Annotated in this window: 13 protein-coding genes; 10 read left to right on the forward strand and 3 right to left on the reverse strand. The window is 59.6% G+C overall.

The annotated features are described in order from the left end of the window. Positions 1-34 precede the first annotated feature (34 nt). The 7 genes from P6U28_RS02990 (at position 35) to P6U28_RS03020 (ending at position 7,180) form a co-directional block, all read left to right on the forward strand. Positions 35-637 (forward strand): isoprenylcysteine carboxylmethyltransferase family protein, encoded by a 603-nt coding sequence (locus P6U28_RS02990; protein ID WP_245509603.1) that lies wholly within the window; start codon positions 35-37, stop codon positions 635-637. A 509-nt stretch (positions 638-1,146) separates the two neighbouring features. Continuing rightward, complete coding sequence (locus P6U28_RS02995; protein ID WP_129144945.1) at positions 1,147-2,484, forward strand: Tad domain-containing protein; 1,338 nt, start codon at positions 1,147-1,149, stop codon at positions 2,482-2,484. Then, positions 2,481-2,900 (forward strand): TadE/TadG family type IV pilus assembly protein, encoded by a 420-nt coding sequence (locus tag P6U28_RS03000; RefSeq protein ID WP_407121706.1) that lies wholly within the window; start codon positions 2,481-2,483, stop codon positions 2,898-2,900. Before P6U28_RS02995 ends, P6U28_RS03000 begins: the two co-directional genes overlap by 4 nt. A 419-nt stretch (positions 2,901-3,319) precedes the next feature. After that, a complete protein-coding gene (locus P6U28_RS03005; RefSeq protein ID WP_129144947.1) occupies positions 3,320-4,942 on the forward strand; it encodes a type II and III secretion system protein family protein in 1,623 nt (540 codons plus the stop codon). Positions 4,943-4,954: 12 nt separating this feature from the next. Next, positions 4,955-5,353 (forward strand): hypothetical protein, encoded by a 399-nt coding sequence (locus tag P6U28_RS03010; RefSeq protein WP_129144948.1) that lies wholly within the window; start codon positions 4,955-4,957, stop codon positions 5,351-5,353. Positions 5,354-5,519: 166 nt separating this feature from the next. Beyond that, positions 5,520-5,969: a tetratricopeptide repeat protein gene (locus P6U28_RS03015; RefSeq protein WP_245509605.1), complete on the forward strand. Its 450-nt coding sequence runs from the start codon at positions 5,520-5,522 to the stop codon at positions 5,967-5,969. Between the two features lie 1,088 nt (positions 5,970-7,057). Continuing rightward, positions 7,058-7,180, forward strand: a complete 123-nt coding sequence (locus tag P6U28_RS03020) for a hypothetical protein (RefSeq protein WP_407121707.1) — start codon at positions 7,058-7,060, stop codon at positions 7,178-7,180. A gap of 396 nt (positions 7,181-7,576) precedes the next feature. On the opposite strand, the gene P6U28_RS03025 is transcribed toward P6U28_RS03020, so the two are convergent. Continuing rightward, positions 7,577-7,843 carry a hypothetical protein gene (locus P6U28_RS03025; RefSeq protein WP_129144950.1) on the reverse strand — a complete coding sequence of 89 codons (267 nt, stop codon included), beginning with the start codon at positions 7,841-7,843 and terminating at the stop codon, positions 7,577-7,579. A 615-nt stretch (positions 7,844-8,458) separates the two neighbouring features. Here P6U28_RS03025 and P6U28_RS03030 point away from each other — a divergent pair. Further along, positions 8,459-8,737 (forward strand): hypothetical protein, encoded by a 279-nt coding sequence (locus tag P6U28_RS03030; protein WP_164937093.1) that lies wholly within the window; start codon positions 8,459-8,461, stop codon positions 8,735-8,737. Positions 8,738-8,814: 77 nt separating this feature from the next. Here P6U28_RS03030 and P6U28_RS03035 read toward each other — a convergent pair whose 3' ends face one another. Then, positions 8,815-9,552: a metallophosphoesterase family protein gene (locus tag P6U28_RS03035; RefSeq protein WP_129144952.1), complete on the reverse strand. Its 738-nt coding sequence runs from the start codon at positions 9,550-9,552 to the stop codon at positions 8,815-8,817. Between P6U28_RS03035 and P6U28_RS03040 the strand changes: the two genes are divergently transcribed. After that, entirely contained in the window at positions 9,551-9,784 is a 234-nt protein-coding gene (locus P6U28_RS03040; protein ID WP_129144953.1) for a hypothetical protein, read from the forward strand. The two genes, P6U28_RS03035 and P6U28_RS03040, sit on opposite strands and share 2 nt — an antisense overlap. Positions 9,785-10,142: 358 nt before the next feature. After that, positions 10,143-11,573 carry an undecaprenyl-phosphate glucose phosphotransferase gene (locus P6U28_RS03045; RefSeq protein WP_129144954.1) on the forward strand — a complete coding sequence of 477 codons (1,431 nt, stop codon included), beginning with the start codon at positions 10,143-10,145 and terminating at the stop codon, positions 11,571-11,573. 44 nt (positions 11,574-11,617) lie between these two features. Here the strand turns inward: P6U28_RS03045 and P6U28_RS03050 are convergent, their stop codons facing one another. After that, complete coding sequence (locus P6U28_RS03050) at positions 11,618-11,905, reverse strand: hypothetical protein (RefSeq protein WP_129144955.1); 288 nt, start codon at positions 11,903-11,905, stop codon at positions 11,618-11,620. Between the last annotated feature and the right edge of the window lie 101 nt (positions 11,906-12,006).

A 12,006-nucleotide genomic window follows, 5' to 3' on the forward strand; every position in this document is an offset into this window, starting at 1 on the left:
CGTCCTGTCGAAAACCTCCGCTTACGACCGGGCCATGCAATTGTTCGGCGGCATGTGGTTCATGTTGCTGGCACTTGGCGTGGCCATCAAGCTCGGATCGTCGGCTGGGGATCCCTGGCCGTCGCTCCTGTCGAGTTTTTGCCTCGCCGTCTTCTACGTGCTGCTGGCGCTGTTGACCATCACGCGGTCGCCGGCAAAGGCGCAAGCGGATGGCCTCCTCCCGAGAATAGCGGCGTTCGTCGGCACCTACATGCCGTGGACAATCGCCTTCTTCGGCAAGACCGACCAAGCGCTGCCAAACCTGGCGTCCACCGCTTGCGTGCTGATCGGCATGATCATGATGCTGATCACCATCAGGCATCTCGGCAGGTCGTTCAGTCTGGTGCCGCAGGCGCGTAACGTGGTGCAAACGGGTCCGTACCGATGGATCAAGCACCCACTCTATCTAGCCGAAGAGGTTGCACTGTTGGGTGTGGTGCTGAGAAGTCTGACGCCGCTGACAGTGATCCTGCTCGTCCTGCATATCGGCGTCCAGATCTGCCGAATTCATTACGAGGAGGATCTGCTTCGGCGTAACTGCCCTGAATATTCCGGTTACGAAGCATCACGCTGGAGACTGATCCCTTACGTTTGGTGAGTGCGGTCGACCCGGTCGACGACCGGAGTGGCGAGTAACGGTCGAGGTAGGTTCATGAGCCTCAGAAGATGTTTGATCAGGGATCAGCGTGGCGCCGTCGCGCTTGAGACCATGATCGTTTACATATTCCTGGCTTCCTTCCTGCTTGTGCCGCTCGCCGACGTCGCCGCCGCGGGCTTCCAGTTCATTTCGGCGTGGAGCGCGTTGCGCTCCTTCGGGCAGTACGTCCAATACTACAATCCACTCGGCCCCGACGGCACAGTGACCTGGAGGTCAGGGCTACAGACGACAGTTGCGGGTCACTCAATCAGTAACCTCCAGGTAAAATGCGGAGACGCGGGCGCTACCTGCTCGCCGAGCAATATCGCGTCGCCGAAGTACATTACTTTTTCGACAACCATCACTTTGGCCCCGATAGGGGCGCGCGTGCCATTTTGGAAGTCCGTGTTGTGTCCCACCAGTTGTACATACACGCTAGCGTACTCAGAACGCTTCCAGTAGGTGCTTCCATGCGCAATCTGCTCCGTTCCAGGCGAGGGTCAGCGGCATTCGTAACGGCGATCGCGCTCGTGCCGCTGATCGGCGTGGTCGCGCTCGGGGCCGAGGCCGGATCGTGGTACGTCACGCGCAAGCACGCACAGAACGCCGCCGACTCGGGAGCCTATTCGGGCGCCTTGCGGCTTGCATGCACGATTGCTGGCGCGAGCTGCGACGCGCAGTCAGTGGATTACCGTGGCAAGGAATTCGCGGCACAGAACGGGTTTTGCAACTCGAGTCCGAAGGACAGCACGCCCTATCCCGACAGCCAGTGTCCGCCCAGCCTTCCGACCAGAGTCTCGCGAGCCGTGCAGATCGATATCGGTACCTACAGTGGAGGGACGTTCACAACGCCACCAACAGGCACCGGCAACGCCGTTCGCGCCAGGGTCAGCCAGCAACAACCGGCCTACTTGTCGGCGGTGCTGGGGTTCTTGACCATCAACATCCCCGCCCAAGCCATAGCTCTGGTTCAGCTGCCGAGCAAGGTGTGCGCCTTGGCGCTTGGACCTAACCCGACCGCAGGGAGCGGAGCGCTTAAGATTTCTGGTAGCTCCAGCAACAACGGAACAGGTTGCCCGGTGATGTCGGACGACACCGTCCAGTTTGCCAGCACTCCTTCGTTCACCGGTTCAGGGTGGGCCGTCTTTGGTGCAAATGGCTGTTCTCCAACCAGCACCTGCACCGACCCCGGCGTAACGCACAACTACTTCATGCCTCCTGCGATGGATCCGTTGCAAGGACTGAAAACTGCGTCGTTCAACACGAGGACGAGCCCATCAACCAAGCCATGCGGTGGCAATGTTACCAACGGTCAAACCTGCTCGCTGAACCCGAACAGCGCTAGCGGGGTCTACGGCGACCTGAAGGTGAACTCCGGAGGCACGGTAAACTTTGCCCCAGGCACGTACTTTTTCTACAATGCAACGATAACTTTTGGCGGAACGGTCAGCGGCACAGGCGTAACGCTTGTCTTACTCGGGACTTCCAGCCTCACGATCAATGGCGGGAGTGTCAATCTCTCCGCCCCAACGACCAACACTTTCTCTTCTGCTTTGAACGGGGTTCTGATTGACGATCAATCAGCCGCTGGTGTCAGCATCGGCGGCAACGGCGTGATCAAGCTGGCGGGCGCGATGTACTTTCCCAAGGCAGATGTGTCGTATGGCGGGGCGACTCAACCTGCCAATACGACCTGCTCCAGTGTGATCGCAAAGACACTCAACCTCAGTGGCGGCGCGTACTTGAGCACGGATGGATGTGCTCCGTCCACGGTTGCGTTCACCCAGGTCGTCTCTTTGGTGCAATGATGAAAAAGCTCGACAACCGAGGTACCGCGGCGTTTGAATTTATCATGGTGTTCGTGCCGCTTTTCACATTGATGTTCGTTATCTTCGATCTCGGACGTTATGCAATCACGATGCAGTCCTTGCGGACGCTCGCGAGCGCCGGTGCCCGGGCGGTCATGATTAGCTGCTACACGCCTGCCATGCTTCAAAACCCACCGCAGTCGCCGGCCGGCTGCACCGGAGATCCCCTCTCCACAGCGGCCAAGCAGAACGCAGCGCCGTTCTTGTATTTGGGCCACCTCACACCAACGCTCACCGTCGGCGCCAGCGCCAACAACTTGACCGTTACAGCTTCCCAGGCCCAGTTTACCATGCTGATGCCGATATGGGGCACGGCGCTCGATAAGCCGAGCGCGTCAACGCAAATTCCCTTTTAGTGCACTTCCGAGCACCAGCCGATGACACCTACCCGCCTGGCCATGCGAGAATGTCGACACTTGTTCGACCGAGCGGAAATATGGCAGTGTAGCTTACCTTTTTTGCTATACAGCCTTGTGGCTGCGCCGGACGAGTCGGCGTGGTGGCCTCGGCGTGATGCAACGACATCCGACAACAGCAGCAGAAGAATGATGCTCGCTGGCAACATTGGAAAGTTTTCTTTGCCGCTGTAGACATCCGGTAAGCCTCCCTTGTTGCAAGGAGACCCTTTTAGGGACGATGATCTTGGAAGCACATAGTAACGAATTGTAGTGGGACAGCTTGTAAACTCTGCGGCGTGGTGCGCAGAGGAGAAGCGTTGGGGAAATCGAGCACGTAAATTTGCGGTGATAGCCGCGGATTACGTTGGGGGACTCGAATGGGTGGTAATTACGTTTCGGGTGCGAAGGTAGAGTGGCTTCTCGCCTGCGGTGCGATGGGGCTGTGCACGGCGCTCGCTTGGTCTGGTTGCGCCGATCGCGCCACGGCTGCAGACCGGCGGGGCCCCTCCGGTGGCGTCATCGTCAGCGAGATGAGCGACGTCCAGCGCGTCAAGCTCGTCGTCAACAAGTCCCGTACCTTCAAGGTCGACACACCCTTCGCGACCATCGTGGCCGGCTCGTCTGACATCGTGGACGTGAAGTCGCTCAGCGATCACCTGATCTACGTCCAGGGCAAGCAGACCGGCACCACCAATGTCATCCTGCTCGACTCCTCGATGAAGCAGATCGGCATCCTTGACGTCGAGGTCGTGATCGATACCGGTAATCTCCAGCAGAACATCCGGACCAGCACCGGCGGACAGGGTATCCGCGTGTCGGCTTCCGAGGGCCAGGTGGTGCTCAGCGGAACGGCCGCGGATGCGGTTACGGCCGAGCGGGCCATGGCGATCGCCACCAGTACGGTCGCGAAGGGGGGAACGGTCGTCAACGCGATGAGCGTCGCGGCCCCGCAGCAGGTGATGCTGGAGGTGCGCTTTTTGGAAGCGAACCGCATCGCCGGTCGCGAGCTTGGCATGAACCTTTATGCGGCAAATGCCAGTGGGTCGAATATTGCCAATTCAGGGCTTGGCGGGGCTAGTTCGATCAATACGAAGAGCGGCCGAGTCGCGATGCCCAACGTCGGTCCCCCACCGGGCTCAATCCCGTTACTCGGAACGGCGGGGACGCTCATAGGGGCCGCGGGCGGTGTCTCCCCTATCCCGTTCGGAAGTTTATTGACCAGCATCCTCCGAACCAGCAATGGCAGCTCAGTGGATTTGCTGATCACCGCATTGGAGACGAAAGGGCTGGTTCGCCGACTGGCCGAGCCAAACCTGACCACGCTTTCCGGCGATGCCGCCCGCTTCCTGGCCGGCGGTGAATTTCCGGTGCCGATACCGACCCAGACGTCGAATGGCTTTCCCACCATCACGATCGACTACAAGAAGTTCGGCGTTGAGTTGTCCTTCGTGCCTACCGTTCTTTCGCGGGGTGTGATCAACCTTCGGGTCGAGCCCTCGGTCAGCGAACTTGATTTCTCCAATGCGATCACCATCCAGGGGACGACAGTCCCAGCATTGACCCGTCGCGACGCGCGCACCACGGTCGAGTTGCGCGACGGTCAGAGTTTTGCGATCGCCGGCCTTCTGCAGACCCGCAATCGGCAGGATGTTTCGCAATTGCCTTGGATTGGCTCGGTGCCTGTGCTCGGGACGCTGTTCAGCAGCAAGTCTTACCAGCAGGAGGAAACTGATCTCGTGATCGTCGTGACGCCGCGCCTGGTCGCGCCGGCGGCACCCGGCCAGCAACTGGCCTCGCCGCTAGACTCGCGGCTGCCGGCCAACGATGTTGATTTCTTCCTCAACGGGCAGATGGAAGTCCGCAAGCGTTACGACGATTATGTCAATTCAGGTGGCGACGTGAAGGGTCCGTACGGTCACATCATCGCTCCCGAGATTAGGGCACCTGTCGTCGCCCCTGCCGCTGCTGCCGACCAGCCGGTCGTGAAAACCCTCAACTAAAGAAAGCGGGAAATGAGCATCAGGTATCCGGCTCTGTTCGCACCCCTCCTGCTCGGGGGATGTTATGGCCTCGCCGGCCATGACGAGATGGAGCGTTACGTGCAGCGTTCCGACACTCTCACGATGAGCGCTGGCGATGCCAAACAGGTCAACGCTGTCACCCATACGATCCACCCATGGCCGCGATACGTCGGCGATCGCAGGCTCGCCTACGACGCCCGGCGCGTGGGTGCCGCTGTCACACGCTATGGCAAGACGCAACAGCCGGTGGATCAGCTCCCCGATAACGGTGATCCGACGAAACAAATGGGCGTGCGGACGTTGCCGACGCAGAACGTCAACATCGAGGGATTGGGGGCAGGTTCGTCAGCCGGAGTGTCGGTACCGGTCGGCGGAGCACCTAATAGGTAGGAGCGAAGGGGGCCTTGGCTTTGAACGTTCTAGCGATGATCTTTCCATGAGTTCGCCCAGCCGGACCGGGACAATTGTTATGCGGCGCGTCTTCTTGATACTGACCTGTTGCTGCTTGGGGACAGGCCTTGCTGCGTGCGACTACACAACTAGGGAGGCAGCGATCGTGGCTCCGGTGGATCCGCCGGGTGGCGACCCCGTGCAGGAGCCGACCGACGTCAAATATTACCCGTCGGACGAACCCGTGCGGCTTGGGCTGGAGCACTACAACCGTGGTAGCTACGGCCTCGCCCAGCGCTATTTCAAGGACGCCGTCGAGAAATCGCCGAAAGACATCACCGCTTGGATTGGCCTGGCTGCAAGCTATGATCGGATTCGTCGATTTGATCTTGCCGATCAGGCCTATGCCCGAGCGATCCGGCTCGGCGGCGAAACTGTGCAAGTCCTGAATGACCAGGGATATTCGTACATGTTGCGCGGCAATCTGGGTGCGGCGCGCCGAAAGTTCGAGAAGGCTTATTCGCTCGATCCAGGTAATCCGGTCATCGCCAATAACCTCGAGCTTCTCAATGGCAGCCGGCGGTTCATTGAAAGACCACCAAACAACCAGCCCTAGCGGTCTACGTTATTCCATGGTCTGCAAGGCGGCTCAATGATCCCCCGCCAAAACCGCCTCCATATCCCCGCTGCCAAGTTGTCGAGGCTGTCGTGCCCCCGGCGCATTGGCCTGCACCCCTGGACGATCGTAGCGTAATGCGGTGCAAGGCTCGGGTCTGCGCTTTCGAACATTCATGCACCTTGCGGCCGTGGCATTCCAACACATCACCGCTGGTGCGCTATGGTCCTAGTTCGCATCCTCGTGGCCGCGTCACAACCGCCTGGACCCAGCACGCTCCCAGAAATTTCCCGTCGATCGAGGAAAGCATCGGCGGTGGTTCGGGCAAAGAGATGACGTAAATTGCATCAGAAGCCCTGATGGATGATCGTGCTGCTTATGGTGTCGTCCAGAATGCGCAGAGCGGGAAACAAGTTTCTCACTGGGGCGAACATTCTCGGATGTGAAAGACAGCAAATTAGCGTGATGATATGCGCGCCGACAAGTATATAACGAAAGTGTTAAGGGCCTCGCGATCAAGACGCAATTAAAGGCCCGGCGGTCGCAAGCCAACGACCGCCGAGATCGCCGCGCTGGGATTACTGTTGATAGTGTGCGGCGCGTGCCGTTCGGTTTACGACTCTCATTTGCATTTGACAGCTATTTTTTGCAAGCGTGGAGCTTGGAGAAAAGGACGCCGAGCAGCACGTCTAGCGATCACGAATAGCCGCTAGACTAATGGTTCTTCACCGTGGCATCGATAATTGGAGAACATAGTGGACGCGTGGACGCTTATTCCGTTTCCCTGTTCAGCGCACGCTCATTCCCTGATCACATCAGCAATTTCCCTGTTATTGATTTGCGCATGCGTTGCCGTTATACTTTGGAGTCGCAGGCGTTTTCTGGGATTCCGTTGGTCAAATCGCCCGCCACAGAGCAGGATTTCCCTGTAGAATTCCCTGTTCGCAGGGAAATTCACCGGCTGGATCGGCTTGGCTGCAAGCTATGATCGGATCCGTCGATTTGATCTTGCCGATCAGGCCTATGCCCGAGCGATCCGGCTCGGCGGCGAAACTGTGCAAGTCCTGAATGACCAGGGATATTCGTACATGTTGCGCGGCAATCTGGGTGCGGCGCGCCGAAAGTTCGAGAAGGCTTATTCGCTCGATCCAGGTAATCCGGTCATCGCCAATAACCTCGAGCTTCTCAACGGCAGCCGGCGCTATCATTGAAAGACCACCAAACAACCAGCCCTAGCGATTGTCTCGGTAAGTACACGCGTCTGCATTCGGTCGAGGCGCATGTAAGCCGCCTGCCGCGTTGGGCGCGTTTCTGACGCTTGTCCAGCCCCAGCTGACCGCAACGGTAGTGTCATCGATGCGACCATCATAAGGTGGTGCAATTTGGCGCATCGCGCTCGACGCAGGCGGGGTTGGCCGCGAGGTATGATCTGATACGCCGGTCCTTTCAGGTCAGGCTCGACAGGCTGGCAACGCAGGCCCGAGTCGCCGCGCTCGCCTTGGCAATCTTCTCAGCCGCCCAAATGAAAAGCGCCGCTACCGTTTGCTCGGCGCGGCGGTTGATGGTTGAGGGCGTCTGGGTTGCGGTTAGCCCGCCGCTCCGGCACGTTACCGCACGTACCAATATCCCCACCAGCGCTGGGACACCGGCCGCGCCGCTGCCTTCATGGCTGCGACTTCCTCGACCGGGCGCAGCTGGGGGCCATAGATCGCGGGCGGATAGACATCATCCCACAGCACGAGTCCGCCTTGGACGGCGGCCGCCCGATGATGGGCCGGAGCAACGGAGAGCTCGGCGGCGGACGCCACGGATGCCGACAAGGTAAGGCCGAGAGCAGACAGGGCAATGGATGGAATAAGGGCACGGAAGTTCATTGGATTAATCCCTCTCAGAATGAGATGCGAAATAATGCGACGGGTCCCTTACGGTTGCAAGAGCATCGGCCGACGGATCGACCCCAATCTCCCGTTGCGGAGGCGCGCGGTCTCGCGACGCACGCCTGCTCGGCCGCGACGGGTCTGGACATGTCAGGCTGCGAGAAACGTCTCTCTTGCGTCTCTCTTATATGGAGCGGCACTCATATAGAGCGTCCGATGATTGCCGCCGGGCGAGGCGAGATGCAGCAGTGCCGCCAGACCTGGCTGCCTAGAAGAGATCGCAGGTTGAACAATCTTTCGGCGTCGAGGAGTCTTCGAGAACCATGATGTCGACACACTGCTCGCTCTTGATAGGAGGCGTACGATCCAGGACGACTCCCATGACTTCTGCGTTTGTCTCCGCTTCCATCTTTGGTGCTGGCCTCATTCTGGGATACGCGCTGCGCGCCTGGCGCGTCCAACGAAGAACCGTGAACTCATCCTGCGGCGCCTCACGCCGTACGTCCGAGCCCGCTCCCACCTCGACGTTCGGCCACGCCCGACGAGCCTTCTAGGCATCGTCCAACTCGTTGCAGCATCCAGCCTCATACTGGAACGTTGGGACATGATGAAATGAGTGGGCCCAAGAAGGATGCGCCGCGACGCTATATCGTGGACGGCGCCGGACAGCGCGTGCTCGTTGGTTTGACGATCTCGGAAACGATCGAGTTCGAAGCGCTGGACAAGCCGGACACCCGCCCCGGCGCAGACTTGCTTGGAGAGGCGGCTCGTGTCCATGAGGCCAAGCATGACAAACGTTGGATGGAACTCTACGTCAAGCACGAGCGAGCCTGGAGCGACTGGATGGCCCAGACGCGTGAGCGTCTGGAGAAGCCGCCTTTGCTCAACTAGAGCACGATAACACCAAGGCCACTGCATCGTTGCCGCGAAGCCATCTCGCCCGTTAGTGGCAGGTAGGGGGCCTCATATCACACCGCGATCATGCGGCTTCCCTGGATGCTCATCAGGGTGAGGTTGCCGGTCGCATAGGCGCCGGTGTCGATGTTGACGCGATTGGCCATGAACTCCGCGCTGCGGACCGGCGTGTGACCATGGACGATATACTTGCCGAAATGCTCCTCGCTCCGCAGGAATTCCTCGCGTATCCAGAGCAGGTCGCGCTCGGTCTGCGCGGCCAATGGAACGCCGGGGCGCACGCCAGCGTGGACAAAGAAGAAGTCTCCGCAACTGAAGCTCAGCCGCAGATTGTCCAGGAATTCCAGATGCTCGGTCGGCATGGCGCGAATCAAATCGCGCAGGATCGATGCCGGCTCGTCGCGCTTGAGATCCGGCGGCGCAAGCCCGTATGACATCAATGTCTGGGTCCCGCCGAAGGCAATCCAGTCCTCGAACAGTGAAGGATCTTCGAAAACCCTCACCAGAAAGGCCTCGTGATTGCCCTTGAGGAAAACCGCATTTCCCCGGCGGCTCCGCTCGACCAGGATGTCGAGGGTGGAGCGCGTATCCGGGCCGCGGTCGATGTAATCGCCCATGAAGACTTCGACGGCATAATGCGGCCGGCTGCGGGCGACGTCGGCATCGACCACCCGCAGCATGGGCTCGAGCAAATGCGCGCAGCCGTGAATATCCGAGATCGCGTAGATGCGAACTCCGTCCGGCAATTGCGGCTTGGGGATGGAGGAGTGTGGTCGCGCGAGGGATTTCATGGCGCTCATCGATCGGGTGGTCGAAAAGTTATCCCCAAGTCGCCGGCACCGGAGAGCTTCCATCCAACACGAACAACGTGAATTCGGTGGGGCCGCGACCTCGTTCTCCGACCTGATCATGCCAAAAGAAGGGCGGCATTTTTTGCCGACCTTGTTTGTGGCGGACTGCAGGAACAAGATCGGTGCGCAGGAATTGCATCACTGCCCCGAAGTGTGCAGCAAAGCTGCATGACTCGTGGAATCTTCATATTCAGCCACAGATAGAAATCCGAAGAAATTCTCGCAGCCGACTCTGTGTGCTTCGGCGGGAGCAATGCAGCGCCTCAAAGTTGAGCGGAGAGGCGCATCGGATGCGGAACTTGAGTCAAAATAGGGCAGTCCGTTCACTCGTATGTCAGCACTGTGACGACATTTTCAGCGCGTCGAATTTCGCTGCGTACTTCGACACGACGCATCGTCCGTGCGCCGCAAAAGTTTTGCGTGCAGCGCCACAATGTCGCTGCGATCACTCAACACTTTCGCGCGGGGAATTGACGAGTCTTCAGCATCACGATGAGCGTCAGGCACTCTCTCGATAGGCAGAGGTTCGAATGGCTGTTGCAACTTATGGTTCTGAAAACGCCCATGCGCTTTCATCTGCGCGCGGCAGCGCTCTTCAGAGGCCTTTTCAGATCGTCGTCATCGCTACTGACTTTCTGTTGATCCTGTTGAGCTATGCGGCGGGAGCTTCGCTGTATGGTGGGGCTGTCGCTTCGCCTGCCGACGGCGCATCGGTGGGAGCCGGGTTGTTCGTGGGCGTGGTGTTCGTCGGGATCGCCTATTTCCGCGACGTCTATTCCACGCACCGCCTGCTCAATCTCGTATGGCAGCTTCGAATGGCGGCGTTCATTTGGCTGACGTCGCTCACGATCCTGGCCGTTGCGGCCTTCCTGCTGAAATCGACCGACAATCTATCGCGCGGCACCGTCATCGTCTTCGCCGTGATCGGCGGACTTGGCCTGATCAGCCTGCGCTTCGTCTGGCAGGCCGTGTTCGGCACGAGCTTTGCGCGAAGCCGGTTGGTCGATCGCAAGGTGATCCTGCTCAGCCTGAAGCCGCTCGACTTCACCTCGAGCCGCTTCAAGGATCTGCGCAGGAATGGCTTCGACGTCATGCGCCATTTCGTGCTCGGAGACGACCGGGATGATGGCCAGTGGGAGCGACAGATTCGCGACGTCATCCGTCAGTCGCGCTCGGCTGACGTCGATGAATATCTGCTTGCGATCGACTGGAACGAATTGCCGATGCTGCGCAAGCTGGGGCCATACTTGCGCGCCGTCCCGCAGCCCATTCGCCTGCTGCCGGACGACCCGGTTGCTGACCTCGTGACCCGTCCCTTTTTGCCGGTCAGCGGAACCGTCGCGGTCGAGATCCAGCGACCGCCGCTCACAATTCTCGAACGGCTGCAAAAGCGCTGTCTCGACGTCGGCGTCGCTCTGTTCGCGCTCGTGCTGCTGACGCCGCTGCTGCTGACCGTTGCCATGCTGATCAAGCTGGATTCACCTGGAAACGTCATATTCCGGCAGTCGCGCCGCGGCTTCAACGGCCGGCCGTTTGAGATCTGGAAGTTTCGAACCATGACCGTTTGCGAGAATGGTGAGACGGTGACACAGGCGACGAAGAAGGACGCCCGTGTCACAAAAATTGGGCGTTTCCTCCGCATGACGAGCATCGACGAGCTGCCGCAGCTCTGGAACGTGCTGCGTGGGGACATGTCACTGGTCGGACCGCGTCCGCACGCGCTCGCCCACGACAACTACTACGACGAGCTCATCAGCAAGTATGTCTACCGCCATCACATGAAGCCGGGCTTGACGGGCTGGGCCCAGGTGAACGGATTCAGGGGGGAAACGCCGACGATCGATCTGATGGAGAAGCGGGTCGAGTACGACGTCTGGTACGTCAGCAACTGGAGCATCTGGCTCGACCTGAAGATCATGGCCCGCACCGCGTCCGCAGTGATGTTCCAGGAAGCCTACTAGTCGCTTGATGTCTCAACCGCCTGAGAGCGCTGACCCGAGGCGCCTCAGGTTCCATTGCGCGGCGGCTTGCCGAGGAGCCGCATGATCGCATCCCGCAGGGCAAGAAGCGGCGGCACGAGCACGAAGAAGGCTCCCATTGCAAGGGAGAAGATGACATGGCGGATCGAGAAAGGTTCGTCCTGCTCGATCTCGCGCCGGCTTGGCTCGATGGGCGCCGGTGAGAGCGTCGTTGCCATGGGCTGCCGAAGCGGCTTGCGCGGGGGGATCACGACCAATACGAAGAGAATGTTGAGCAGAACCCAAATAGTCAAAATCGTAAGGACGATCAGCATCCGAGCCCACCGGAAAAGAGCTGTGAGTGAGTATGGGCCGAGATTAGCCCCGGGGAACCGAGAAGGAAAGATGCCTAAAGTTTCGTCATTTTGAGGCATCA

The organism is Bradyrhizobium sp. STM 3561, from assembly GCF_045571455.1.
Taxonomy (GTDB): Bacteria; Pseudomonadota; Alphaproteobacteria; order Rhizobiales; family Xanthobacteraceae; genus Bradyrhizobium; species Bradyrhizobium vignae.

What these genes read in the sequence shown, in the direction of transcription:
- P6U28_RS03000 (WP_407121706.1), top strand. Translation starts at nt 2,481, where the DNA reads ATGATGAAAAAGCTCGACAACCGAGGTACCGCGGCGTTTGAATTTATC.
- P6U28_RS03005 (WP_129144947.1), top strand. Translation starts at nt 3,320, where the DNA reads ATGGGTGGTAATTACGTTTCGGGTGCGAAGGTAGAGTGGCTTCTCGCC.
- P6U28_RS02990 (WP_245509603.1), top strand. Translation starts at nt 35, where the DNA reads ATGCAATTGTTCGGCGGCATGTGGTTCATGTTGCTGGCACTTGGCGTG.
- P6U28_RS03025 (WP_129144950.1), bottom strand. Translation starts at nt 7,843, where the DNA reads ATGAACTTCCGTGCCCTTATTCCATCCATTGCCCTGTCTGCTCTCGGC.
- P6U28_RS03010 (WP_129144948.1), top strand. Translation starts at nt 4,955, where the DNA reads ATGAGCATCAGGTATCCGGCTCTGTTCGCACCCCTCCTGCTCGGGGGA.
- P6U28_RS03030 (WP_164937093.1), top strand. Translation starts at nt 8,459, where the DNA reads ATGAGTGGGCCCAAGAAGGATGCGCCGCGACGCTATATCGTGGACGGC.
- P6U28_RS03050 (WP_129144955.1), bottom strand. Translation starts at nt 11,905, where the DNA reads ATGCTGATCGTCCTTACGATTTTGACTATTTGGGTTCTGCTCAACATT.
- P6U28_RS03035 (WP_129144952.1), bottom strand. Translation starts at nt 9,552, where the DNA reads ATGAAATCCCTCGCGCGACCACACTCCTCCATCCCCAAGCCGCAATTG.
- P6U28_RS03040 (WP_129144953.1), top strand. Translation starts at nt 9,551, where the DNA reads ATGGCGCTCATCGATCGGGTGGTCGAAAAGTTATCCCCAAGTCGCCGG.
- P6U28_RS02995 (WP_129144945.1), top strand. Translation starts at nt 1,147, where the DNA reads ATGCGCAATCTGCTCCGTTCCAGGCGAGGGTCAGCGGCATTCGTAACG.
- P6U28_RS03020 (WP_407121707.1), top strand. Translation starts at nt 7,058, where the DNA reads ATGTTGCGCGGCAATCTGGGTGCGGCGCGCCGAAAGTTCGAGAAGGCT.
- P6U28_RS03045 (WP_129144954.1), top strand. Translation starts at nt 10,143, where the DNA reads ATGGCTGTTGCAACTTATGGTTCTGAAAACGCCCATGCGCTTTCATCT.